Here is a 24,379-nt window from a genome sequence, read left to right on the forward strand (position 1 = left end):
CGGAATTGCTCGTGTATAGAGCGGCGACGATTTTTCGGAGAAAACATAATGGGACACGCGCGTTGGACGCCCGATAACTGGCGCTCGAAGCCGGTCGAGCAGATGCCCGCCTATAAGAACCTGGCCGAACTTGCCGAGGTCGAAAAGCAATTGGCCGGTTTCCCGCCCCTCGTCTTTGCCGGCGAGGCGCGCAAGTTGAAGCAGGCGCTCGCCAAGGTCAGCGCGGGCGAGGCCTTTTTGCTGCAGGGCGGCGACTGCGCCGAGACGTTCAACGAGCATTCCGCCGACAATATCCGTGATTTCTTCCGGGTGTTCCTGCAAATGGCGGTGGTCATGACCTTCGCTGCCGCCTCGCCGGTGGTGAAAGTCGGGCGGGTCGCCGGCCAATTCGCCAAGCCGCGCTCGTCCAATGTGGAGCGGCTGAACGGCGTCGAGCTGCCCAGCTACCGCGGCGACATCGTCAACGACCTGAGATTCGAGGCTGCGGCCCGCGAGCCCGACCCGCAACGTCAGCTCTTGGCCTATCGCCAATCGGCGGCGACCCTCAACCTCATCCGCGCCTTCGCCAATGGCGGCTATGCCAATCTGGAGAATGCGCATCGCTGGATGCTCAGCTTCGTCAAGGATAGCCCGCAATCCGGCCGCTATGAGGAGCTTGCCGAGCGCATCACCGAGACGCTCGGGTTCATGCGCGCCATCGGCCTCGATCCGGAGCAGCACCACGAACTGCGCCAGACGGATTTCTACACGTCGCACGAGGCGCTGCTGCTCGGCTATGAGCAGGCGATGACGCGGATCGATTCCACCACCGGCGATTATTACGCGACTTCCGGCCACATGCTGTGGATCGGCGACCGGACCCGCCAGCCCGATTACGCCCATGTCGACTATTTCCGCGGCATCAGGAACCCGATCGGCATGAAATGCGGCCCCTCGCTCAAGGGCGAGGAACTGATCCGCCTGATCGACATCCTGAACCCGGACAACGAGCCTGGCCGGCTCACCCTTATCTGCCGCTTTGGCGCGGACAAGGTGGGGGACCATCTGCCGGGCCTCATCCGCGCCGTGGAGAAGGAGGGGCGCAAGGTGGTCTGGTCGTGCGATCCGATGCACGGCAACACGATCACCGCCGCGACCGGCTTCAAAACGCGGCCATTCGACCGCATCATGTCCGAGATCAAGACCTTCTTTGCGGTGCATCAGGCCGAAGGCACCTATGCGGGCGGCATCCATCTGGAGATGACCGGCAAGGACGTCACCGAATGCACCGGCGGTGCGCGGGCCATTTCGGATGCGGATCTGCGCGACCGTTACCACACCCATGTGGATCCGCGCCTCAATGCCGAACAGGCCATCGAAGTCGCGTTCCTGGTGGCCGAATTGCTGAAGGCCGAACGGCTCAGTGCGGTGCGGCCGAAAAGCGTCCAGGCGGCGGAATAGGCGTGTTCGCGCGCTATGTGGCCGCGCTGTTCAATTCGCTGAACGGCTTCATCCATGCGTTCCGCACCGAGCCCTCGGTGCGTGATGAAATACTCGTTCTCATCCCCGCCGTGCCGCTCGCCTTCTGGCTGACCGGCGACGGCTGGCACCGCATCGCGCTGATCGGCGTGGTGATGCTGGTGATCGCGCTCGAACTTCTCAACACTTGCGTCGAGAAATTGTGCGATCACGTGACGCCGAACCTGCATCCGCAAATCAAGGTCATCAAGGACATGGGCTCGGCGGCAGCCGCGATCGTGATGGTGCTGGGCGGCGCGCTGTGGCTGTTGGCGCTGTGGGAGCGGGTGACGGGATAGCGGATTGACTGGGCCGCGAGCTTTTAGCTCGCCCTTGCTCGCCGTCCTTCCGCAAGCTACATCTCCCACCATGACTCAAAGCCCTCCTGTCGATCGCCTCGTCATCGCTCTTGCCCAAGTTCCCTGCACGGTCGGAGATGTCTCCGGCAATGCGGATCGCGTGCGCGCCGCGCGCAAGGAGGCGGCGGCTTTTGGCGCCGATCTGGTGCTGTTTTCCGAATTGTTCCTCGCCGGCTATCCGACCGAGGATCTCGTGCTGAAACCCGCCTTTCAGGAAGCCTGCCGGACCGCCTGCGAGGATCTGGCGCGCGAAACGGCGGACGGCGGGCCGGCGGTGCTCCTTGGCCTGCCCTGGGTCGAGGGGGATGCGCTCTACAATGCCTGCGCCCTGTTGAACAACGGCCGCATCGAGGCGGTGCGCTTCAAGGTCGATCTGCCCAATTACGGCGTATTCGACGAAAAGCGCATTTTCGTTCCCGGCCCGATGCCGGGCCCCGTCGTCTTCAAGGGCGTGCGCATCGGCATTCCGATCTGCGAGGACATTTGGGGGCCTGACCCGGTCGAGTGCATTCACGAGACGGGCGGCGAAATCCTGCTGGTGCCGAACGCCTCGCCCTACCATCGCGACAAGAACGGCGAGCGCATCCAGATCGCCGCTGGACGCGTGACGGAAAGCCACCTGCCGCTGATCTATCTCAACCAGTTGTGCGGCCAGGACGAACTCGTGTTCGACGGCGGCTCCTTCGCCCTCAATCCCGATTGCTCGCTTGCCGTGCAAATGCCACTCTTCCGCGCACAGGTGGCGAAGACCGTGTGGGAGCGCGGGTCGAAGGGGTGGCATTGCGCCGAAGGACCTAAGGTCCTGGTGGAGGAGGGGGACGAAGCCGATTATGCCGCCTGCGTTATGGGCCTGCGCGACTATGTGCAGAAGAACGGCTTTCCCGGCGTGGTGATGGGCCTTTCCGGCGGCGTGGATTCGGCGCTCTGCGCCGCCATGGCGGTGGATGCGCTCGGTGCGGACAAGGTGCATTGCATCATGCTGCCATATCGCTTCACGTCGAAGGAATCCCTCAAGGACGCTGCTGACTGCGCGACGGCGCTTGGGCTGCGCTACGACATCGTTCCGATCGCGCCAGCGGTCGAGGCGATGGAGGCGATGCTGAAGCCGCTCTTCGGCGACCGGCCGAACGATATCACGGAAGAGAATCTGCAAAGCCGCACGCGCGGCACGCTCTTGATGTCGGTGTCGAACAAATTCGGGCCGATGGTGGTGACAACCGGCAACAAGTCGGAAATGTCGGTCGGCTATGCGACGCTTTATGGCGACATGAATGGCGGATTCAATCCGATCAAGGACATCTACAAGATGGAGGTCTTCCGCCTGTGCCATTTGCGCAACCGCTGGAAGCCGGCAGACGCGCTCGGGCCCGACGGCATCGTGATCCCGGAAAACATCATCACCAAGCCGCCGACCGCCGAATTGCGCGAGAACCAGAGGGACCAGGATTCGTTGCCGCCCTACGAGGTGCTGGACGATATTCTCGAATGCCTGGTGGAAGCGGAAATGCGCGTCTCTGACATCGTGGCGCGCGGCCATGCGCTCGACGTGGTCAGGAAAGTCGAGCGGCTTTTGTATCTTGCCGAATACAAGCGCCGGCAATCGGCGCCGGGCGTCAAGGTCACGCACAAGAATTTCGGCCGCGACCGCCGCTACCCGATCGTCAACAAATTCCGCGATCCGGGCCTGCCAGCTCGGGCGCCGGACAAGAGCATCGCGCCGGCGAAGGGCAATGGCGGGGCCGAACGGTTCGAGGAGTAATCATGCGAAAATTACCCAATCTCAACCAATTGCAGTCGCGCACCAAATCGAAGGCGCCTTTTGGCAATGACCCGTTCAAGAAACGCGGGATTAAAACTCCAAAAGTTGAAAAGAGTGCTGTAAAGCCGCAAGATGAACTGAAAAGCGACAGGCAGGAAGCCGCTCTGAAGACTTGATGCTGAGCGCTTCTATGTAAAAATCTAATCCCGCTCTGCTGCAAGAATTATGAGAACGAAAAGAGCATAATTTTGCTTATTCTCGGGGGTAGAATGAAAATAACATTATCGAGGGTGGCGGCACTTCTCTTTGCTATTTTGAGTGTTGCAGCCTGCGCTCCACCGCAAACGCAAGTTACCTATGATAAAGCCACACAAGCTTGCTTGGCCGACGTGCAGAACAAATACTACACGGAAGTCTCACCAACCGGTAATACCCGTGGAATGCCCGGAGGCGTCGAAGCATATCATGCCTATAATAGAGAATTGGCGACCAGATGTCACATTTATAGGCCGAATATAGTTTAAACGCTGGCCCAAAGTAACTGACGAGAAGAAAGAATGCGTGACCCAGGGAGCCAAGCCACTAAATTTTTGTGGAGTTCGATTGTGAGCCTATGTCGTCCGCTTATTGCTCTTGCCTGTTTGCTCGGCAGCGTTCTCGCGCCGCATCTTGTCGCCGCCCAGGAACCCGACCTGATCTTCCGCAAATCCACCGTCTTCCGGCTGCTGACCCCGAACGACAAGCTGGCGACCTATGGTATCGACGATCCGGTGGTCGACGGGGTGGCGTGCCATTACACCGTGCCTGAGAAGGGCGGGGTCGCCGGGACGCTCGGGGTGGCCGAGCAAACCTCGGACGTATCGCTCTCCTGCCGGCAATACGGGCCGATCAAGATCAAGGAAAAATTCGACCAGGGCGATGTGGTCTATCGCGAGCGGCGCTCGCTGATCTTCAAGAAAATGCAGATCGTGCGCGGCTGCGATGCCAAGCGCAACGTGCTCGTCTACATGGTCTATACCGACAAACTCGTCGACGGTTCGCCAAAAAATTCCACTTCCACGGTGCCGATCCAGCCTTGGGGGCAGACCGGCGAAGCCGTGAAATGCGCGGATTGGCTGAACAAATAGGCGACTCTCACGGGATATGGCACGGCTCATGCATCGGCTCTGCCCGATGTGGCGCGCGCTACCGCTCGCGCTAAAAGTGCGAACCAGGGATCCTAATATATTTTATCCCTGTAAAGAAGCCTCTTTATGTGCAAAAATTCACATAACGAGGTTTTCCATTGACTAAAGTGTTGGCTGGGGCGAGCGTAATGCGCTTTTATGTGGGGATGCCATGTTGGACCAGATAGGCGCGCAGGACTGCGGCGGCGGACGTGTGCTGACAGCGAATTCTCCTGTCTCTGATCAATCGGCGATCATATCGACTCCGCCATGGATGCGGTTGGTCTCGGCCGATGCGATCCGGATATCGCGCTATAATTGCAATAAGAAATCTTTGGCAGCGGCCTATGCGGTCTGGTTTTTCCTCGGCTGCTTGGGCGGCCATCGGCTTTATCTGCAGCGCAGGGCCTCGGCACTGGTGATGTTGGGCCTGCTGATTCTTTCGGCGTTGACCGTGCTCACCGACATCGGCCTGACTGGCTTTATCGGCTTTGGCGCCATCGGCATCTGGATGCTGGTGGACGCCTTCTTAATTCCGCGGATCGTACGGAATTTTAACGACAATCTTGCCGCCGCCGTCGCGAACTGACGGGTTCGGCCTGATCAGGCGCGTCCCCGACGTCACTCGCCGCAGGTAATGACGATCGTGCCGGGCGCAGGCTTGGGTGGGTTATTTTGCGCGTTTGCCGTGGCGGCGGCCGGAAGGATCGACGCGGTCATGTCCTCGGCCTTGCCGAAGGCCACCGCCGCGCCGAGCCCATGTGACTCGCACCACGCATCTGCCACCACATGGCCGCAGGATTGGCCCCCGCTGAGGCATTCTTCGACGCCGTAGCCGTCGGCCGGATCGATGTAAAACGTCTGTTTTGCGGCCGCGGGGCCGCTCGAGGCGACGAGGGGAAGGGTCAGGCAAAGCGGCAGCAGCGCGAAACGGGAGGCAACGCGGAACAACGTCATGGCAACGCAACTCGAAGGAAAACAATCGATGGCCCAACTGTGGCGCAGCTAAGTGAAGATTCCGTTTAAGGAGCGTACTTTTCTTCCCGACATGAGAGACGAGAGACACTTGACCTTTGCCCACGCTCCGCGCATGGTGCGCGCCATGACGCGCTCTTTGCAGAACCAGATTATTGGGATTTGTGGCTAGCTTTCCAAACGCTGGCCAGAGCCGTCTTGTCCTCACATCATCCGCCATTGAGGTATGACCGCCAGGCCAGCTTGGAGCGGCGCGCGCATGGATGGGGTTCTTGAATGACGGTATTGCGGTTCTACAACACATTGACCAAGTCGAAGGACGACTTCGTCCCGCTCAATCCGACCCGCGTGCGCCTCTATTGCTGCGGGCCGACCGTCTATGACTATGCCCATATCGGCAACGCCCGGCCGGTCATCGTCTTCGACGTGCTCTTCCGGCTGCTGCGCCAGCTCTACGGCGAGGGCCAGGTCACCTATGTGCGCAACATCACGGACGTCGACGACAAGATTAACGCGCGGGCGGCGCGCGACTATCCCGACCTGCCGCTGAACGAGGCGATCCGCGCCGTCACCAAGGTGACCGAGGCGCAATACCGGGCCGACGCCGACGCGCTCGGCTGCCTGCGCCCCACCGTCGAGCCGCGCGCAACCGAGCATATTGCCGAGATGATCGCGATCATCGAGCGGTTGATTGCGACCGGCCATGCCTATGCGGCCGAGGGCCATGTGCTGTTCGATGTGCCGAGCATGCAGGAGTACGGCCGGCTGTCGCGCCGCTCGCTCGACGACATGATTGCGGGCGCTCGGGTCGATGTCGCGCCCTACAAGAAGGGCGAGATGGACTTCGTGTTGTGGAAACCGTCGAGCGAGCAGGAGCCCGGCTGGGAGTCGCCGTGGGGCCGCGGGCGCCCGGGCTGGCACATCGAATGCTCGGCCATGTCGTGGAAGCATTTGGGCGAAGTGTTCGACATTCACGCGGGCGGTATCGACCTCGTCTTTCCGCACCACGAGAACGAGATCGCCCAGAGCCGCTGCGCCTTCGGCCACGATGTGATGGCCAACGTTTGGATGCATAATGGCTTCCTGCAGGTCGAAGGCGAGAAAATGTCGAAGAGCCTCGGCAATTTCGTGACCATCAACGAGCTGCTGCGCACAGATGTGTTCGGCGGGCGCTCTTGGCCCGGCACGGTGCTGCGCCTCGCCATGCTGCGCACCCATTACCGCCAGCCGATCGATTGGACGGTGGCCGCATTGGAGGAGGCCGAGAACACGCTTTGGGCCTGGGCCAAGCTCACCCACAAACTGGTGCCGCAGCCGCAGCTTGCGCCCGAAGTGGTTGCGGCGCTGGGCGATGATCTCAACACCCATGGCGCGATCATGCACCTGCATGCGATGAAGTCCGACCCGCAGAGGCTCGCCGACAATCTGGCCGCGCTGGGCTTTGAGGGTTTGAGCGCTTGGGTCGACGAGGTCGAAAAAACCGCCGTCGATGTCGCCTGGATCGAGGAGCAGATCGCGGCCCGGCTCGCCGCCCGCGCGGCCAAGAACTGGGCCGAGTCCGACCGCATTCGCGACGACCTCGCCGGCAAGGGCATCGCGCTGAAGGACAACAAGGACGGCACCACGAGCTGGGAGGTGAAGCGGTGAGAAGGGATCGCGTCCAATCTTGGGGAGCGCAGCCATGACCACCCTTCGCCCCATGCTGCCGGCCGACGGCCCGGCGCTGGCGGAACTCTTTCGTCTCTCGATCGAAGTGCTCACCGAGGAGGATTACGACGAGGATCAGCGCGAGGCCTGGATGGCGTCGGCCGACGACGAGGCGGCCTTTGGCGCAAAGCTCGCCAACGCGCTCACCATCGTCGCGGAAAACGACGGTGAGATCGCCGGTTTCGCCTCGCTCGATCAGGGCGCGATCACGATGCTCTACGTGCATCCGCAAGCGGCGCGCCAAGGCGTCGGCACGGTGCTCGCGGACGCCCTCGAAAGGCTTGGCGCGGCGCGCGGCCTCGAGGCGATCAGCGTCGATGCGAGCGATACCGCCCATGATTTCTTCAAGAACCGCGGTTACGTGCCGCAGCGGCGCCAGAGCCTGGTGCGCGAGGATGTGGTTCTGTCCAATACCTATATGATCAAGAAGCTGAAAGCGTGACGATGCCCAAGGAACGCCTTTATCTGTACGACACAACCCTGCGCGACGGCGCGCAGACGACGGGTGTCGATTTCTCGCTCGCCGACAAGCGCCAGATCGCGGCGCTGCTCGATGGGCTCGGGGTCGATTATGTCGAAGGCGGCTATCCGGGCGCCAATCCGCTCGACACGGAGTTTTTCGCGGCGAAGCCGAAAATGAAAGCGCGGTTCGCTGCCTTTGGCATGACGAAACGCGCCGGCCGCTCGGTGCAGAATGACCCTGGCGTCGTGGCACTTCTCGACGCGGATGCCGATGCGATCTGTTACGTGGCGAAGAGCTGGGACTACCAGGTACGTGTGGCGCTCGGCTGCACGCTCGAAGAGAATCTCGACGGCATCACCGAATCGGTGCGCGCCGCAATCGCGCGAGGCCGTGAAGTGATGGTCGATTGCGAACATTTCTTCGACGGCTACAAGGCCAATCGCGATTACGCGCTCGCCTGCGTGCGCGCGGGGGTTGACGCTGGCGCGCAATGGGTTGTGCTGTGCGACACCAATGGCGGCACGCTGCCGCACGAGGTCGAGCGCATCGTCACGGACGTCAAGGCGCAGGTGCCGCAGGCCAATTTGGGCATTCATGCGCATAACGACACGGGCAATGCAGTCGCCAATTCGCTTTGCGCGGTGCGCGCCGGCGCGCGGCAGATCCAGGGGACACTGAACGGGCTTGGCGAGCGCTGCGGCAACGCCAATCTCGTGACCTTGATCCCGACCTTGTTGCTCAAAAGCGATTTTGCCGACCATTTCGACATCGGCGTGACACATGAGACACTGACGACGCTCACCAAGGTTAGCCACACGCTCGACGAACTGCTCAACCGCGCGCCCAACCGGCATGAGCCTTATGTCGGCGCGTCGGCCTTCGCCACCAAGGCGGGTATTCACGCCTCCGCCGTGTTGAAGGATCCGCGCACTTACGAGCATGTGACGCCGGAATCGGTCGGCAACATGCGGCGCGTGCTCGTGTCCGACCAGGCCGGCAAATCGAATATCCTCGCCGAGCTCGAACGGCTCGGCGTCGCGGTGCGCAAGGACGATCCGCGCGTCACGCGTCTGCTCGATGCGGTGAAGGAGAAGGAAGCGCTTGGCTACGCGTATGAAGGCGCGGATGCGTCGTTCGAGTTGCTGGCGCGGCGCATCCTGGACGAAGTGCCGGATTTCTTCGAGGTCGAGCGCTTCAGCGTGAATGTCGAGCGTCGCCACAATGCGTTCGGCGAGTTGGTCAGCGTGTCGGAAGCGATCGTGAAGGTGAATATCGACGGCACGGTGCTGATCTCGGCCGCGGAAGGCAATGGTCCGGTGAACGCGCTCGATCTCGCGTTGCGCAAGGATCTGGGCAAATACCAGAAATATATCGATGACGCGGAACTCATCGATTTCCGCGTCCGCGTATTTCAGGGCGGCAGCGACGCGGTGACGCGCGTGCTGATCGAATTTGGCGATGCTGCCGGCAACCGCTGGTCGACGGTGGGCGTGTCGGCGAACATTATCGACGCGTCGTTCCAGGCGCTGACCGATTCGATCGTTTATAAATTGCTGAAGTCGCGCGCCTGAATCTGTGCCGCGCTGTTACGAGCCACTGCGCCGTCATTGCGAGCGAAGCGAAGCAATCCATCCCAGCAGACGGAAATTTAACCACGGTCGGAGCCGCTGCGACGCGAAACGAACGGCAACAAACCACGCTTCAGTCGATTGACTGGGGGATGGATTGCTTCGCTTCGCTCGCAATGACGCTCCGAGATTCGTGGTCAATCCGTCAAGTTCAGCTTCTTGTCGGCGCAGATATCGACGCCGGAAGATTCCATCGTCGTGCCGTCGTCATAAGTGCCTTGCAGATCGACGACGCAAGCCTTTTTGCTGCCGACCGAGATATTTTTCGACGCGCCCGGCTTCAGCCCGCGAATGACGAGCGGCTTCGCCTTAGCGTCCGCAGTCGGTGTCGCGGTGAGTTCGGTCAGGCCGACGCTGCGGTTGTTGGTGATCGTGACGACGCCACCGCCTGCTGCCTTCTTCTTGACGACCCGCTTCTTGGGTTTGGCCGGCGTCGCGGCCGGCTCGGCGGCGGGCGCGGCTTGAGCGGCCGGCGCGGTGACTGCTGGTGCCGTGGGCGCGGGAGCCGGGGCAGGGGCCGCGGGCGCGGCGGGAGTCGAAGGAGGAAGCTGGAGGGTTTGCGCATAGGCCGGAGCCACCGCGGCGCAAAGCAGCGTCACGGCGAGAAGAGATGCAAACTTTTTAGACGACATAACGCCTCCCGATCTTCGATTGATCATATTGAAAAGACGGCCCGATCCGCCCCATGTCTACGCTTAGCGCGTATTGCGGCGATGTTAGGGCAGCGATGGCGAAATTCATAGGGGCGTGCTGTGTCCCTTCTCTCCGACGGAACTCGGGCTCATCCGAGTTCAGCATCAGGACTGCACACAAACCGAGTATCCCCGGTTTGTGTGCGGGAAGAAGGAAGGCGCGGCGCCGATCGCCTTCCTCAAACGGGATGCGTCAGTTCTAGATGCGGCTTGTCCTTGAGCGCATTGCGCGCCGCGGCGGCCTCGATCATCGGAATCGCGTCTTCGATCTTCTCCGACACCAGATACTTCACCTCAAAGCCGGAGCGGATGAAGCCTTCCTCGCGCATATGGGCGAGCAGGCCGAGGAGCGGTTTCCAGAAACCGCGCACGTCGGCGATCAGGACGGGCTTGTCGTGCTGATTGAGCTGGACCCAGGTGAGCTGCTCGACAAGCTCTTCCAAGGTGCCGATGCCGCCGGGCAGCGCGATGAACGCGTCGGCCCGCTCGAACATCATCATCTTGCGTGTGTGCATGTCCGGAACGATCACCAGCTCCTGCGCGCCTTCGATCATGTTTTCGCGGGTGCGCAGAAAGTCGGGAATGATGCCGATGACATGGCCGCCTTGGGCCAGGACGGTGCGGGCGACGGTGCCCATGAGGCCGAGATTACCGCCGCCGTAGACGAGGCCGATGCCTGCTGCCGCCATCATGCGGCCGAGCGTTTCCGCGGTCTTGACGAAGACCGGATCGTGCCCGCCCGACGAGCCGCAATAAACGCAAATGTTTCGAATCGTCATGATCTGTTTTCGCCTGTGCAATGTGGTGTGGTCAACCGTATAGATTATTGGCGTGCCGTGGATGATGGGGATACACTGCACCAAAGGGAGGGCAGAATGAAGGCTTATCCGGCTCCGGTTTTATGGTCTGCGATCGCTGCGGTCGTGGTCACCGGAGGACTCGCGGCTATTGGCTGGCAAAACTATCAGGAGGCGAGCGTCCTGAAGTCGGCTGCGGTTGCAGCGTTGGAGCGAAAGGCCCAGTCCGCTGCGCCGGTACCGGCCGTCACGCCGGGCGAGACCGGGCCGCCTGCTCCCGTCGTTGCCGAGAAACTGCCTGGGGCGCAAACGAAACCGGCTGCGTCGCCCGCCGTTCCGGCCGCTCAAGCCGCATCGCCGGATCTGCCGCATTTCGACGTGGTGCGGGTTGAGCCCGACGGTTCGGCCGTGGTCGCCGGCCAGGCGCTTGCCGACACCGACGTCATCTTGTTGGACGGGCCCGACGAGGTCGATCGCGGCAAGGCCGACGACAATGGGCAATTCGCCTTCGTGCCGAAAAACCTCAGCCCCGGCGCTCACCTTCTGACCTTGCGGATGGTATCGAAAGACGCGAAGCCCGTCGATTCGAAACAGAATGTCACGGTCTCCGTACCGGAGCCGCAGAAGAAGGATGTGATCGTCGCGCTGGCGCAGCCCGGTGAGGCGACCAAGATCCTCTCCGATTCGCACAAACCCGTTGCCGGCAGCGACACGGTGGCGATCCGCTCCGTCGAGGCAGAGCAGAAGGGTAGCTTCTATGCGTCGGGCAGCGCGCGCCCTGGCGCCAGAGTCTGGATCTATTTGAACGACACATTCGTCGCGGCGGTGACGGCGGGTTCCGACGGGCTCTGGTCGTTGAAGATCGGCCGCGGCGTGACGCCGGGGCGCTATGACGTGCGCGCCGATGCGGTGGCCGACGACGGCAAAGTCCTGTCGCGCGCGGGGGTGACTTTCCAGATGGGGGAGGCCGGAGTCGCCACAACCGCTGCGCCGACACCTGGGGTGAACGCGGCGCCCGCCCATCCGGACGCAGCGACGCCGACCGCCGGCATTCCGCCTGCTTCGGCAACCGGGGCGGCTGCCACGCCGCCTGCCAATGTCGTGCTGCCCGAAATCTCGACCGCCGCGGTGAAGCGCGGCGATTCGCTGTGGCGGATCAGCCGGAAAGTCTATGGCGCGGGCCTGCGCTACACGCAGATCTACGAGGCCAATACCAACCAGATCCGCAATCCGAACCTGATTTTCCCGGGGCAAATTTTCGTTTTGCCGAAGGATGGGAAAGGGCAGGGGATTTGAAGGGGGCGGCCTTCAAGGCCGTGACACACGACGCGGGATCCGACGGCCTGGGAGGTTGCGCTCGGGTCGGGATTTACTCCGGACTATGCTTTTCCGACCGAGGGCCTATATAGAACGCGTCTAAACTAGCCCGAATTGGCACATTCTTGCATGTCCGATCCCGTATCCACGCCCAATAAGGCCAGCCGCGTTTCGTCCGAAGGGTCGCTGACCGCCATCATCCGCAACCTTTTGCCGTATATGTGGTCGAGCAGCAGACGCGATCTGCAGATGATGGTGGTCGCGTCCCTCGGTCTGATGTTTCTGGGCAAGCTTGCCAACCAGGTCGTGCCCTTCGCCAACAAATGGGCCACCGATGCACTGACCAGCGACGTCATTGCCACAGCGCTGTTTTGGGTTGTCTCGGGTTGGGCGCTCCGCATCTTGATGGCCGTTTTGACGCAAGCGCGCGACGCCGTGTTCGCGCCCGTCGCGATGCATGCAGTGCGCGCGCTGGCGGACGAAGTGTTCCAGCACCTGCACCGGCTGTCGCTGCGCTTTCACCTCGAACGCAAGACCGGCGGTCTGACCCGCATTATTGAGCGCGGCCGCAACGGAATCGAGACGATCGCCCGGATGACGATGCAGATGCTGATCTCGACGATTGTCGAGTTCCTCATGGCTGCGATTGTGCTTTTGGAAGTGTTCGATTGGCGTTACCTCACCGTCGTCGTCGTGATGATCATTGTCTACGTTACCTACACGACCATCGCGACGAACTGGCGCATCAAGATTCGCAAATCGATGAATGAAAGCGACTCGGATGCGAATACCAAGGCAATCGATTCGCTCTTGAATTTCGAGACGGTGAAATATTTTGGCGCCGAACAGCGCGAGGCGCAGCGCTACGATCATTCGATGGCGCGCTATGAAAAGCTGAGCGTGAAGACCTATCGCTCGCTCTCGGTGCTCAACACCGGGCAGGCGATTATTCTTGCGTCCGGTCTTGCTGCCATGCTGCTGCTGTTGATCATGAGTCCGGGCGACGCTAGGCCGAAGGCTGGCCAGTTCATGTTTATCGTGACGATGATGGCGCAATTGGGTCAGCCGCTCAACTTCCTCGGCACGGTGTATCGCGAAATCAAGCAGGCCATGATCGATATCGAGATGATGTTCGACATGCTCGATAAGAATCCGGAAATACAGGATAAGCCCGGCGCGCAGGCCCTGCAGGTGCGCGAGGGCAATGTGCGGTTCGAGGATATTCACTTTTCTTACGATCCGATGCGGCCCATTCTCAAAGGCGTTTCCTTCGAGATTCCGGCGGGCAAAACGGTTGCGATCGTTGGCCCCTCGGGCGCCGGCAAATCGACCTTGTCGCGCCTGCTGTTCCGCTTCTACGAGCCGCAGAAGGGCCACATTCTGATCGACGGCCAAGCGATCGACAACGTGCAGCAGGCGTCCTTGCGCGCCCATATCGGCATGGTGCCGCAGGACACGGTGCTGTTCAACGACACGATCGGTTACAACATTCGTTACGGCCGCTGGGAAGCCTCTGAATCCGACATTCACGACGCAGCCCAGATGGCGCAAATCGACCATTTCATCCGTGCGCTCCCCGAGGGCTATGATACGCAGGTGGGCGAGCGCGGCTTGAAGCTTTCGGGCGGCGAGAAGCAGCGCGTCGCGATCGCGCGTACGATTTTGAAGGGCCCGCCAATTCTGGTTTTGGACGAGGCGACCTCGGCGCTCGACACGTTCACCGAGCGCGAGATTCAATCGGCGCTCGACCGCGTTTCGAAAGGCCGCACGACGATGGTCATTGCGCATCGCCTGTCGACCGTGGTGAATGCAGACGAGATCATCGTGCTCGACCAAGGCATGATTGCCGAGCGCGGCACCCACGACGAGTTGCTGGAGAAAGAAGGAATCTACGCGGCCCTGTGGAACCGCCAGCGCGAAGTGGACGAAGCGCAGGAGAAGATCCGTCAGGCGGCGGAAGCCGAAGGCAAGAGCGTCCGCGTGGCACTTACCGCCTGAGAAGGCGCATTTGACGCGTCGCGGGGGCTTTCTATAGTGCCGCGTCGGCATTTGCGCCGACGACAGCCTGGATTCCGCCGAATTGGAACGACGCGACACCCAACCGATTGCCGCTATCGGGGCGGTGAAAGCCACGGCAACCCATGAATTGGTTGCCGAGCACATTCGGCGGGCGATTTTCCTCGGCCGGTTTCTGCCAGGCGACAAATTGCCGCCCGAACGCGATCTGGCGGCGCAGCTCGCCGTGTCGCGTACCACGTTGCGCGTAGCGATCCGGGTTCTCGAAGGCGAAAGCATCCTCGAGGTGAAACGCGGTGCGACCGGCGGGCTTGTCGTGCTGGGCTGGAGCGGCCTGAGCGCGGCAGAGGCTGCTGCCTATGTCGGGGCTCAGCGCGTGCTGATCGACAATATTTTCGAATATCGGTTGGCCAACGAATGCGCGGCCACTGCGCTTGCGGCCGAGCGGCGGTCGGAGGACGATCTCACCCATCTCGCCAGCGTGCTCGATGAAATGACGGCGATGTGCGCGACGCCCGAGAGCCGTTCCACTTTGGCAAATGTCGCACGGTTCCTGGCCTGCGACACGGATTTTCACCTCGCTATTGCCAGAGCCTCTGGCAATCCTTTTCTGGCTCGGGCAGTGGAGGAAGCGCGCGCATCGCTGCTGAAGCCAATCGGCAGGGTGTTCGCCCGTCTGGAGTCTTTCGTCAACGATTGGCATCCCGAGATTTTTGATGCCGTGCGCAAATCCGATCCAGTGGCGGCGGCGGCCTATATGAAGCGCCATATCGAGGATACCCGGGACGCCATGCTGGCCATTTTGCCGAGGTCGTAGGCAGGGGCGGGAGATCGTGCCGATGACCACCCGCAGAGCCTTTCACTGGCCAGCAATTTTGCAAATCGCCTACCCAGATTGCGGCATTGACGCTGGGTCAATGGTCTAATTATTGTACCTTTCGGCCGAGTATCGGCCACAAAATACCAAGACGGGTTTTCCGGAGGATCCAATGTCACGTGCCCCCAGGGCCTTTGCACTTACTCTTGCTTTCTCACCCACCTTCGCGTCGCTCATCCCCGTCTTCGCCGCTTCGGCAGCGCCGATTGAAAGCGAACACGGCAAGCGCGACGTCATCACACTGGTATTTTTGCAGGTCGAATAAGACAAACGGGGAGGACTATATGAGCACCAATCGTTTCGGAGCATTCGTTGCCACATTGGCGACCGCTGCTTCTGTCAGCTTTCTGCCGAATGCGCCGGTCTATGCAAAGCCGCCGCAAGCCGCGATCCTGGATGGTTCGGCCGTCGCCGTCGCCGATGAATTCAGCGCCGATGCCGCCCAAGAAATATTCAAGGAAGGGGGGAATGCCGTAGATGCGGCCGTGGCTATCGCCTTGACCCTGGCCGTAACTTACCCCGAAGCCGGCAATATTGGCGGTGGCGGCTTCATGACCATCTATATGAACGGCAAGCCGTATTTCATCGACTATCGCGAACGCGCTCCGCTGGCCGCGACCAAGGATATGTATCTGGACAAAAGCGGCGAAGTGATCCCGGGCATGAGCCTATTTGGCGATCGCGCGATAGGCGTGCCGGGAACGGTTGCCGGTCTGTGGGAGGCGCATCAGCGTTTTGGCAAGTTGAAATGGGCGCAGGTGGTTGCGCCGGCGATTCACTACGCACGTGACGGCTTTGTCGTTGACAAGCTGCTCGAAGAACGGGCTATCGACGCCGAAAAGGATTTTAAGGGCAAAACGAATTTTGAGCAGTATTTCGGCGCTATGAAGACCGGGCAAACTTTCAAACAGCCCGAACTAGCCGAGACGCTAACTCGTATTTCGGAACAAGGTGCCAGGGGATTTTACACCGGAAAGACTGCGGAGCTTATCGCTGACGCGATGAAAAAAGGCGGCGGACTGATCACAAAGGAAGATCTGGGACAGTACAGAGCAACATGGCGCCAGCCGATTCAGGCCAGTTGGAATGGCTATCGCGTCATTACCGCGCCACCTCCAAGTTCGGGCGGCATTGCGCTGTTGCAGCTCCTGAAGATGAAGGAGGATCTTAAAGCGGATTTCGCGGGGGTTGAGTTGAATTCGCCCCAGTACATGCATCTGGTGTCCGAAGAGGAAAAGCGCGTGTTTGCTGACCGCGCTCAGTATCTGGGCGACCCGGATTTTTATAAGGTGCCGATCGCGCAATTGATCGACGATAAATACATCGCGAAGCGCGCGGCGGAGGTGAACCCGAAGGCGCCGTCCGATACCAAGAGCGTACAGCCCGGGCTAGGGACAAAAATGCCGGAGAAGGCTGAGACGACCCATTTCTCAGTGGTCGACAAATGGGGCAATGCGGTGTCGAACACTTACACGCTGAATGGTTGGTTCGGCTCAGGTGTCGTTGCGGATGGGACAGGTATCCTATTCAACGACGAGATGGACGACTTCTCGTCGAAGCCTGGGGTGCCGAATATGTTCGGCGTCGTGGGCAGCGATGCGAACGCAATCGCGCCCAAGAAGCGGCCGCTGTCCTCGATGACCCCGACCATCATGACGAAAGATGGCAAGGTCGCGGTGGTGATTGGTACCCCGGGCGGCTCGCGTATCTTCACGTCGGTCTTCCAGGTTATTTCGAATATGTATGACTTCAACTTGCCGCTGAAAGAGGCGGTCGGCGCGTTCCGCTTCCATCATCAGCTGCTGCCGCCAAACACGATTTTCTATGAGCCGTATCATCCGATCGTTGGTGACTTGGCCAAGCAGATCGAAGACCGGGGTTACACGCTAAAAGCCCAGGATTTCAGCGGCGATATTCAGGTGATCAAGGTCGACGGGAAAAACATAGATGCGGCATCCGATCCCCGCGGTCGCGGCGTATCGCGCGTGATCCGTTAAGCCTGCACGCGAATAAAAGCCGCCGGACGGTGGTTTAGAAGAATGAGCGCCGCTGGGTATAAGTCCAGCGGCGTTTTCCGCTCAAGTGCCTGAAACAGTTTACGCTGAATAGCACCAGCTTATGTCACATCACGTGATGTCATTGCAGCGAAGCGCATTGACACGGAACCGTCGAGATCATGTTGGTCCGTCAAGCATCGGAACGCGTGCCATTCCGATGTATATCGATATGCTATGCTACCGCTTCCCGCGCGCCAGAATATGTGCGCCGAGACGGGTAAGTGCGTCGCGTAAGGCTTCGTCCTCGATGCCGCGCGTTGCTTCGCCCGCTTGTTCGAGCGCCCGCGGCGGCACCGGGGCCTGGGGCGGCTTTTCTTTTGCATGCCGCACGATCGGCCCTTGCTTGAGCGCGAGGCGGCCGATGCAGCGCCAACCGAGATAGGCATTGGCCCGCTCGACGATCAGCGGCGCGAGATGTTGCAATTCGACGGCGAAGGCGCCTTCCACCTGCACCACGAGGGTGGCGGGCGGCTGCGGCATATCGGGTGTATGGGTCTTGGGCCGCGCCGGCCATTGCACGGCGAGCGGCGCGCAAACGTCTTGGAAGCGCTCGCCGACGATCTCCGGCCAGCTTAAAATCAATCCGGTTTCCGAAAACCCTTTGCGCGCGAACACGCCCTGCAAATGCGGCTCGACGAAATCGGCGAGCGGCGTTGTGAAAGAGCGTTTGCGCGGCGTGAACATGGAGGGAAAATAACAGGCCCTAGGTAAAATACCTAGTTTTTGCTACCAATGCCTCCATGGAATCTCCCACGCTGTCAGATCTGTTGCTCACTTGGTACGACAAGCATGCCCGCCATTTGCCGTGGCGCGTGCGCGGTAAGGCGAAACCCGATCCTTATGCCGTCTGGCTGTCGGAAATCATGCTGCAGCAAACGACCGTCGAGGCGGTCAAGAGCTATTACGCGAAGTTTCTTGACCTCTGGCCGACGGTGCAGGCGCTCGCGGAGGCGCCGAGCGAAGACATCATGCGCGCCTGGGCGGGGCTTGGTTATTACAGCCGCGCCCGCAATCTGCATGCCTGCGCCCGGCAAGTGGTGGCCGAGCATGGCGGCCAATTCCCCGCCGACGAAGTGGAATTGCGCAAATTGCCCGGCATCGGCCCTTACACGGCGGCGGCGATCGCGGCGATCGCCTTCGGCAAGCGTGCGGTGGTGGTCGACGGCAATGTCGAGCGGGTGGCGACGCGGCTCTTTTGTATCGGCGAAGCCTTGCCGCAGGCCAAGGCCGCCATTCGCGTGGCTACGGACCGGATCACGCCGCAGGCGCGCGCCGGCGATTTCGCGCAGGCTATGATGGATCTTGGCGCGACGATCTGCACGCCAAAGCGTCCGGCCTGTGCGCTATGCCCTTTGAGTGGACCATGTCAGGCACGCGCCGCGGGTACGATGGAGGCCTATCCGGTCAAGGCGCCCAAAGCGGCGCGGCCGGAGCGGGCGGGGGCGGCGCTTTATCTGCGCCGCGACGATGGCATGATCGCCGTGCGCACACGGCCGGAGAAGGGCCTACTGGGCGGCATGACCGAATTTCCTGGGACCGAATGGGTCGATGCGGGGCAATACCGCCAACCGGCCACGGTGCGGCAGTTCGGGCGCGTGTTCCGGCGCGCGCCGGACCCGGTGACGCATATTTTCACGCATTTTGCATTGCGGCTTGATGTCTATTTCGCCAAGGTGGAAAATGAGGCTGCGCCGCCGGAAGGATGCCGCTGGGTGCGTGAGGAGTCTTTGCTGCGGGAGGCGCTGCCGACCGTCTTCGTGAAGGTCGCAAAAGCGGCGCGAGGTTGCTTATGAAAATCGAGATTTTGGAAAGCTCGGTGAAGATCATTGCGGGCGAACGCCATCTGACCGTGCAACTTGTGCTTGGCGATGCGGACGGCGCCGATGTGGTGGTGCCGCTCGACGACATTCTCGTATGGGATCCGCCCCATGACGATGAAGAAATCTCGGTCGAGGAATTGAACCAGATTTGCGAGATGATCGAACTCGCCTTCGATGCGAAGGGGCTTGAGGTCGAGTTCGAGTGAGGGCGTCTTGGGCGCCGCTCGCGCCTATGCCACGTGCGAGTTTGAGGACCTGGGGCGCGTCAGATCGCCGCGTCCGGCCAAAAGCCCCTCTATCGAAATATCTTCGTCAAGGGTGTCCCAATGGAGGCCACTGGGGCTGATGAAGTAATCGGAGCGCTGTTCGGGGGTGCCGCGGAGCAAACGCGGAAACCATACGAGCGGAACGCCGATAGTGCGGCCGTCTTCCAGCTCAACCCACATTTGAGCATCGTCAAAACGGACGGCGGTCGCTCTAACCGAAATACTCATTCCACGCTTCCTCAATCTCACTGCGATGATCTGACACAATGTCCTGCAAGCGCCGGATCGTTCGAGCGTCGAAGCCCCGATTATATGCTAATAGCACCTCGGGAAACAGCCAGAATTTAGCGTCGGCTCCGGCTTGGGCAACATGGATATGTATTGATTCGCGTGGGTTTCCTTCGTCCGAATAGAAGTGAAAGCGGAAACCTTCACTGCGAAAGACAACGGGCATTCACATTCTCTATGTGGTTATCATTCCGCACCTATTCCGCAGCCTCGCGCATGGTCGTGCGGATTGTGCTGCGCGCATCGTCGATCGGCACTAGGCGGCCGTTCACCTCGTGGTGCCAGAAGGTCCAGCCGTTGCAGGCCGGCAGGCCTTGAGCAAGCGCGCCGATCTTGTGGATCGAGCCGATGATTTGACCGAGTGCCAATGTGCCGTCGGCGCGCACCAGCGCCTTGTGGCGGCGCTTTTCGTCGACGAGCAGGGTGCCCGGTGCGATGAGGCCCGCTTCGACCACTGCTGAGAAGGCGACACGCGGTTCGCTGCGCTTGGCCGGGGCCGCGGCGACGACAGCCGCTGCGAGCGGCGTCACCGCATCGATGCGCGCCTGCGCCGCCGCGATATAGGTTTCGTCGCGCTCGAGCCCGATGAAATGCCGGCCGAGCTTCTTGGCTACGGCGCCGGTCGTGCCGGTGCCGAAGAAGGGATCGAGAATCGTGTCGCCGGCATGCGAGGCGCTCAAGATCACGCGCGCGAGCAGGCTTTCCGGTTTTTGCGTTGGATGGGTCTTCCGGCCGGCGGCGTCCTTGAGGCGTTCGGCGCCGGTGCAGAGCGGAAAGTACCAGTCGGAGCGCGCCTGAGCGTCGTCGTTGCCGGCTTTCAGCGCCTCGTAGTTGAATGTGTAGCTTTTGGCGGCGGCGCTTTTCGAGGCCCAGATCATCGTTTCGTGGGCGTTGGTGAAGCGGCGGCCGCGGAAATTCGGCATCGGATTGGCCTTGCGCCAGACGATGTCGTTGAGGATCCAGAAGCCGAGGTCTTGCATGATCGCGCCGACGCGGAAAATATTGTGATACGAGCCGATCACGAAAATTGTCGCATTGTCCTTCATGACGCGGCGCGCGGCGCTGAGCCAATCGCGGGTGAACGTGTCGTAATCCTTGAAGGAGGCGAATTTGTCCCAATCGTCATCGACCGCATCGACATGGCTTTGATCGGGCCGGGTGAGGCCGCCTTCCAACTGTAGGTTGTAGGGCGGGTCGGCGAAAATGAGATCGACGCTCTTTGCAGGCAGGTCGTTCATTGAGGCCGTGCAATCGCCGCGCAAGATCTGATTGAGCGGAAGTTCGTTTACAGAAAGAGACCGGGCGGCGGAAATCCCAGTACGCACTACCTGAATCTGGGGTTTCTCGCCGGTCGGCACGGCACGGATGGAACGCATGAACTTCAAAACCCGGATACGCGCTACTGACGTGACGACACTCGTCCGGGTTTGGTAAAAATGACGTTTAAGGACGGGGTTTTAGCTGTCCCTATTCGATACGGCTTTGCTAAGAAGCACTTAAAAGGCGCGGATCAGATCGTTGCTGGGGGCTCGTTGCTCAGCAGCTTGAAGCTCATCCGGTGGAAGCCGCTTGGTCCAAGCACGGCAATGGCGGCACGGTGTTTTTGTGTCGGATAGCCCGCGTGCTGGCCCATGCCATAGCCGGGACAGAAGTGATCGAGCCGCTCCATCAACCTGTCGCGCGCGACTTTGGCGACGATCGAGGCCGCGGCGATGGAAAGGCTGAGGGCGTCACCCTTGATTACCGCGGTCGCCGGGCAAGACAGGCCGGGCGGCGTGTCGCGTCCATCGATCAGCGCATGTGCCGGGGCACGCGTTAGCGCGGCAATTGCACGGCGCATGGCGAGGAGGGCCGCACCGCGAATATTATATCGGTCGATTTCGGCCGCCGGTGCGAAGGACACCGCGACGGCGAGCGCCTTGGCATGAATCGCATCGGAAAGCTGCACGCGGGCTTTGGCCGAAAGCTTTTTGGAATCGTCGAGACCTTGGGGCAAATCATCGGGATTCAGGATGACCGCCGCGGCCGTCACCGGTCCGGCGAGCGGCCCGCGGCCCACTTCATCGACGCCGGCAATCAAGGGAAAGCCGCGTGCGATCAGCGCATGTTCTCGGGTGAAATCGGGACCGCTCTTTTGCTTCATACCCTCGCTTCCTGTTATCGCGCCGTGATGACGATTCGTAGTCCCAAAGCCTGCGCCACTTTGACAATTGTCATAAAGCCCGGATTGCCGCCCGGCGCCAGGGCCTTGATGAGACCAACCCGCGACAGGCCGCAGTCGCGCGCCAGTTGGCTCATGTTCCGGCTGCGCGCGATCTCGTCGAGCGCGCCAATCAGCCGCATAGGATCGTCGGTCTGCGCAACATCGTCGATAAGCGCTCGAATGTCAGCTTCGGATCGCACGCAAAGGGCCGCATCGTCGCGTTGCAATTTGAACATCGTGTGCGCGCTTTCGTATCGGGCGTGTCGATCTTATCGCATAGCTCGGCCCCGCCGCCGGCCACGAGGCCATGTGAGGTCAAAACAGATCCAACTGCCGTCCGTGTTCGTTGGGCGGCGTGAACAAATCCGTCCGCAATCTTGTGCGCGCTTTGTTGAAGCCGATCTTCTGCGCGGCGATCTCAAACCGCCGACCGGTCAACCAGGCATAGGGGCCGGTGCCCTTCATCCGGTTGCCGAAGGTCGAATCGTAATCCTTGCCGTCGCGCACCGAGCGGATGAGCGACATGACGTGACGCAATTTGTCGGGATAATGGGTCAGCATCCACTCCTGGAACAGGTCGCGCACTTCGAGCGGCAGGCGCAGCATGATGTAGCCGGCTTCACGCGCACCGCTGATGTAAGTTCGCTCCAGAATGGTTTCGATTTCCGGATCGTTCAGGCCAGGGATGACCGGAGCGACCATGGTTGTGACCGGTATGCCGGCGCGCGACAGTTCTGCGATTGCCGCGAGGCGTTTTTCCGGCGTTGCTGCGCGTGGCTCCAATTTGCGCGCGAGCGTCCGGTCGAGCGTCGTGACCGACAGGGCCACTTTGGCGAGGCCCTTGCGCGCCATAGGCGCCAAAAGGTCGATGTCGCGCACGATCAGCGCCGATTTCGTGACGATGCCGACCGGATGATTGGTTTTCGCCAAGACCTCCAGAACCGAACGCATGATCCGATACTGGCGCTCGATCGGCTGGTAAGGGTCGGTGTTAGTGCCGATAGCGATCGTGCGCGGCTGATAGCCGGGCGCCGACAATTCGCGCTCCAGCAATTCCGCCGCGCCCTCCTTCACGAACAGGCGCGTTTCGAAATCGAGCCCGGCGGACAGACCCATATAGGCGTGGGTCGGCCGCGCGAAACAATAGACGCAGCCATGCTCGCAGCCGCGATAGGGATTGATCGAGCGGTCGAAAGCGATGTCGGGCGAATCGTTGCGGGTGATGATGGTTTTCGGCTTTTCGTGGGTCACCTCGGTCTTGAAGGCGTCAAGAGTCTCCAGCGATCCCCAACCGTCGTCTTCCGCTTCGCGCATTTGCGGCTCGAACCGCCCGCTGCGGTTGGTGACGGCACCCCGGCCGCGCCGCAAGTCGGCCGCGACCTCGTCGCGGATTTGCGCGCCGATATAGGCATCGTCTGCCGGCCGGAGCGGCAGGCGAGGGGAGGGCGGCGTGGACGGACGATGCAACATAAAGCTCTCCACCGGAGCTGAGAACATAAAGAGAATAAAGAACAGATATGGAACATGCATGAGGAAGTCAAGCGCGATTCTTGCCGAACGTGCGCGATCGCGATCAAAGCCGCGCCACCACCGTGTAATAAGTTGGATTGGTTTTTAATTTCAATGGATTGGTATATGTTCGCGGCATGGGGAAAGTGGCTATCCCTCGGCAATTCCCGCCCATCCCAGCCGGGCTCTGGTGCTTTGACTGGGAACCCCCTATAAGTCGGCCACGTTCAATCGGTTCGGGATTTTCCATGTCGCTCGTCGCATCCGTCCGCAAGCAGCTCTCGCCCATCCATCCGGAGGGCTACATGTTCATTGCCGGCTTTGCGGTGCTGACGCTCATTCTGTTCTATTTTTCCGCCAATCTCGGTTGGATCGGCCTGATTTTGACCGCCTGGTGCGCCTATTTCTTCCGCGATCCGCCGCGGGTGACGCCGCAGCGCGACGGATTGGTCGTCGCGCCGGCCGACGGTTACGTCTGCCGTCTCGGCCATTACGTGCCGCCGCCGGAACTCGGCCTGGGCGAGGCGCCGATGCAATGCGTGTCGATTTTCATGAGCGTCTTCGACTGCCACGTGAATCGCGCGCCGACGGCCGGCCGCATCAGCCGTATCGCCTATAAACCCGGCATCTTCCTCAACGCCGATCTCGACAAGGCGAGCGAGGACAATGAGCGCAACGGGCTCCTGATCGATACGCCGCAAGGCCGTTTCGGCGTCGTGCAGATTGCCGGATTGATCGCGCGCCGCATCGTCTGCTTCTCGCGCGAGGGTGAACAGGTCGAGGCCGGGCAGCGCTTCGGTCTCATCCGCTTTGGCTCGCGGGTGGACGTCTACACGCCGGAAGGCGTGCACCTGCTGGTTGGCATGGGGCAGAAGACCATTGCGGGCGAAACTGTGATCGGCGATTTCATGATGGCCGACGGACAGCGGATCTATCGGGAAGCCTGAAGATCGCCTAACGTCTTGTCGAACCCCCGAGTGAGT

General features: G+C 61.1%; 27 protein-coding genes. 17 read left to right on the plus strand and 10 right to left on the minus strand.

Annotated elements, in window-relative coordinates; all coding sequences use genetic code 11:
- Positions 1-48: 48 nt before the first annotated feature.
- From V9T28_RS07760 to V9T28_RS07785, 6 genes are all read left to right on the plus strand, one after another.
- Positions 49-1,440 (plus strand): class II 3-deoxy-7-phosphoheptulonate synthase, encoded by a 1,392-nt coding sequence (locus V9T28_RS07760; protein WP_116398439.1) that lies wholly within the window; start codon positions 49-51, stop codon positions 1,438-1,440.
- 2 nt (positions 1,441-1,442) lie between these two features.
- On the plus strand, positions 1,443-1,796 hold the full coding sequence (locus V9T28_RS07765; protein ID WP_158554658.1) for a diacylglycerol kinase: 354 nt from the start codon (positions 1,443-1,445) through the stop codon (positions 1,794-1,796).
- A 70-nt stretch (positions 1,797-1,866) separates the two neighbouring features.
- Positions 1,867-3,615, plus strand: a complete 1,749-nt coding sequence (locus tag V9T28_RS07770; RefSeq protein ID WP_116398441.1) for an NAD+ synthase — start codon at positions 1,867-1,869, stop codon at positions 3,613-3,615.
- Between the two features lie 2 nt (positions 3,616-3,617).
- The gene (locus V9T28_RS07775; RefSeq protein ID WP_158554659.1) at positions 3,618-3,791 is read left to right on the plus strand and encodes a hypothetical protein; all 174 of its coding nucleotides are present in this window, start codon (positions 3,618-3,620) and stop codon (positions 3,789-3,791) included.
- Positions 3,792-4,172: 381 nt separating this feature from the next.
- Positions 4,173-4,742 carry a CreA family protein gene (locus V9T28_RS07780; protein ID WP_116398442.1) on the plus strand — a complete coding sequence of 190 codons (570 nt, stop codon included), beginning with the start codon at positions 4,173-4,175 and terminating at the stop codon, positions 4,740-4,742.
- A 211-nt stretch (positions 4,743-4,953) separates the two neighbouring features.
- On the plus strand, positions 4,954-5,370 hold the full coding sequence (locus tag V9T28_RS07785) for an NINE protein (RefSeq protein WP_116398443.1): 417 nt from the start codon (positions 4,954-4,956) through the stop codon (positions 5,368-5,370).
- A gap of 32 nt (positions 5,371-5,402) precedes the next feature.
- Here the strand turns inward: V9T28_RS07785 and V9T28_RS07790 are convergent, their stop codons facing one another.
- The gene (locus V9T28_RS07790; protein ID WP_116398444.1) at positions 5,403-5,738 is read right to left on the minus strand and encodes a hypothetical protein; all 336 of its coding nucleotides are present in this window, start codon (positions 5,736-5,738) and stop codon (positions 5,403-5,405) included.
- Positions 5,739-6,032: 294 nt separating this feature from the next.
- On the opposite strand from V9T28_RS07790, the gene cysS reads away from it, so the two are divergent.
- From cysS to cimA, 3 genes are read left to right on the plus strand one after another with little or no spacing between them, the layout of a single operon-like run.
- Positions 6,033-7,403 (plus strand): cysteine--tRNA ligase, encoded by a 1,371-nt coding sequence (gene cysS / locus V9T28_RS07795; protein WP_116398445.1) that lies wholly within the window; start codon positions 6,033-6,035, stop codon positions 7,401-7,403.
- 34 nt (positions 7,404-7,437) lie between these two features.
- Positions 7,438-7,905, plus strand: coding sequence for a GNAT family N-acetyltransferase (locus V9T28_RS07800; RefSeq protein ID WP_116398446.1), 468 nt, complete (start codon positions 7,438-7,440; stop codon positions 7,903-7,905).
- A 2-nt stretch (positions 7,906-7,907) separates the two neighbouring features.
- Positions 7,908-9,497: a citramalate synthase gene (gene cimA, locus V9T28_RS07805; protein WP_116398447.1), complete on the plus strand. Its 1,590-nt coding sequence runs from the start codon at positions 7,908-7,910 to the stop codon at positions 9,495-9,497.
- Positions 9,498-9,691: 194 nt separating this feature from the next.
- Here the strand turns inward: cimA and V9T28_RS07810 are convergent, their stop codons facing one another.
- Both V9T28_RS07810 and V9T28_RS07815 read right to left on the minus strand, forming a co-directional pair.
- Entirely contained in the window at positions 9,692-10,186 is a 495-nt protein-coding gene (locus V9T28_RS07810) for a hypothetical protein (protein WP_116398448.1), read from the minus strand.
- Positions 10,187-10,425: 239 nt separating this feature from the next.
- The gene (locus V9T28_RS07815) at positions 10,426-11,025 is read right to left on the minus strand and encodes an LOG family protein (protein WP_199499912.1); all 600 of its coding nucleotides are present in this window, start codon (positions 11,023-11,025) and stop codon (positions 10,426-10,428) included.
- Positions 11,026-11,121: 96 nt separating this feature from the next.
- On the opposite strand from V9T28_RS07815, the gene V9T28_RS07820 reads away from it, so the two are divergent.
- From V9T28_RS07820 to ggt, 5 genes are all read left to right on the plus strand, one after another.
- Positions 11,122-12,339, plus strand: coding sequence for a LysM peptidoglycan-binding domain-containing protein (locus V9T28_RS07820; RefSeq protein ID WP_116398449.1), 1,218 nt, complete (start codon positions 11,122-11,124; stop codon positions 12,337-12,339).
- Positions 12,340-12,489: 150 nt separating this feature from the next.
- Entirely contained in the window at positions 12,490-14,358 is a 1,869-nt protein-coding gene (locus V9T28_RS07825; RefSeq protein ID WP_116398450.1) for an ABCB family ABC transporter ATP-binding protein/permease, read from the plus strand.
- An 82-nt stretch (positions 14,359-14,440) separates the two neighbouring features.
- Positions 14,441-15,193, plus strand: coding sequence for a FadR/GntR family transcriptional regulator (locus tag V9T28_RS07830; protein WP_116398451.1), 753 nt, complete (start codon positions 14,441-14,443; stop codon positions 15,191-15,193).
- Positions 15,194-15,365: 172 nt separating this feature from the next.
- Positions 15,366-15,518, plus strand: a complete 153-nt coding sequence (locus tag V9T28_RS07835; protein ID WP_158554660.1) for a hypothetical protein — start codon at positions 15,366-15,368, stop codon at positions 15,516-15,518.
- Positions 15,519-15,537: 19 nt separating this feature from the next.
- On the plus strand, positions 15,538-17,250 hold the full coding sequence (gene ggt / locus V9T28_RS07840) for a gamma-glutamyltransferase (protein WP_116398452.1): 1,713 nt from the start codon (positions 15,538-15,540) through the stop codon (positions 17,248-17,250).
- A 237-nt stretch (positions 17,251-17,487) separates the two neighbouring features.
- Here ggt and V9T28_RS07845 read toward each other — a convergent pair whose 3' ends face one another.
- Positions 17,488-17,994 carry a DUF721 domain-containing protein gene (locus V9T28_RS07845; RefSeq protein WP_116398453.1) on the minus strand — a complete coding sequence of 169 codons (507 nt, stop codon included), beginning with the start codon at positions 17,992-17,994 and terminating at the stop codon, positions 17,488-17,490.
- A gap of 56 nt (positions 17,995-18,050) precedes the next feature.
- Between V9T28_RS07845 and mutY the strand changes: the two genes are divergently transcribed.
- The gene (mutY, locus tag V9T28_RS07850) at positions 18,051-19,103 is read left to right on the plus strand and encodes an A/G-specific adenine glycosylase (protein ID WP_116398454.1); all 1,053 of its coding nucleotides are present in this window, start codon (positions 18,051-18,053) and stop codon (positions 19,101-19,103) included.
- Positions 19,100-19,336 carry an Imm74 family immunity protein gene (locus V9T28_RS07855; RefSeq protein WP_116398455.1) on the plus strand — a complete coding sequence of 79 codons (237 nt, stop codon included), beginning with the start codon at positions 19,100-19,102 and terminating at the stop codon, positions 19,334-19,336. Before mutY ends, V9T28_RS07855 begins: the two co-directional genes overlap by 4 nt.
- 24 nt (positions 19,337-19,360) lie before the next feature.
- Here the strand turns inward: V9T28_RS07855 and V9T28_RS07860 are convergent, their stop codons facing one another.
- The 6 genes from V9T28_RS07860 to V9T28_RS07885 form a co-directional block, all read right to left on the minus strand.
- Positions 19,361-19,624, minus strand: coding sequence for a DUF2442 domain-containing protein (locus tag V9T28_RS07860; protein ID WP_445242155.1), 264 nt, complete (start codon positions 19,622-19,624; stop codon positions 19,361-19,363).
- Positions 19,608-19,850 (minus strand): DUF4160 domain-containing protein, encoded by a 243-nt coding sequence (locus V9T28_RS07865; protein WP_116398456.1) that lies wholly within the window; start codon positions 19,848-19,850, stop codon positions 19,608-19,610. The genes V9T28_RS07860 and V9T28_RS07865 overlap by 17 nt, the downstream gene beginning before the upstream one ends.
- A gap of 31 nt (positions 19,851-19,881) precedes the next feature.
- Positions 19,882-21,060: a site-specific DNA-methyltransferase gene (locus tag V9T28_RS07870; protein WP_116398457.1), complete on the minus strand. Its 1,179-nt coding sequence runs from the start codon at positions 21,058-21,060 to the stop codon at positions 19,882-19,884.
- Positions 21,061-21,194: 134 nt separating this feature from the next.
- Entirely contained in the window at positions 21,195-21,827 is a 633-nt protein-coding gene (locus V9T28_RS07875) for a ribonuclease HII (RefSeq protein ID WP_116398458.1), read from the minus strand.
- Between the two features lie 14 nt (positions 21,828-21,841).
- Positions 21,842-22,123, minus strand: coding sequence for an addiction module antidote protein (locus V9T28_RS07880; protein WP_116398459.1), 282 nt, complete (start codon positions 22,121-22,123; stop codon positions 21,842-21,844).
- A 79-nt stretch (positions 22,124-22,202) separates the two neighbouring features.
- Positions 22,203-23,357: a PA0069 family radical SAM protein gene (locus tag V9T28_RS07885; protein ID WP_116398460.1), complete on the minus strand. Its 1,155-nt coding sequence runs from the start codon at positions 23,355-23,357 to the stop codon at positions 22,203-22,205.
- Positions 23,358-23,644: 287 nt separating this feature from the next.
- On the opposite strand from V9T28_RS07885, the gene V9T28_RS07890 reads away from it, so the two are divergent.
- Positions 23,645-24,343: a phosphatidylserine decarboxylase gene (locus tag V9T28_RS07890; protein WP_116398461.1), complete on the plus strand. Its 699-nt coding sequence runs from the start codon at positions 23,645-23,647 to the stop codon at positions 24,341-24,343.
- The last annotated feature ends 36 nt before the right edge of the window (positions 24,344-24,379 follow it).

The organism is Methylovirgula sp. 4M-Z18 (genome assembly GCF_037890675.1).
GTDB lineage: Bacteria > Pseudomonadota > Alphaproteobacteria > Rhizobiales > Beijerinckiaceae > 4M-Z18.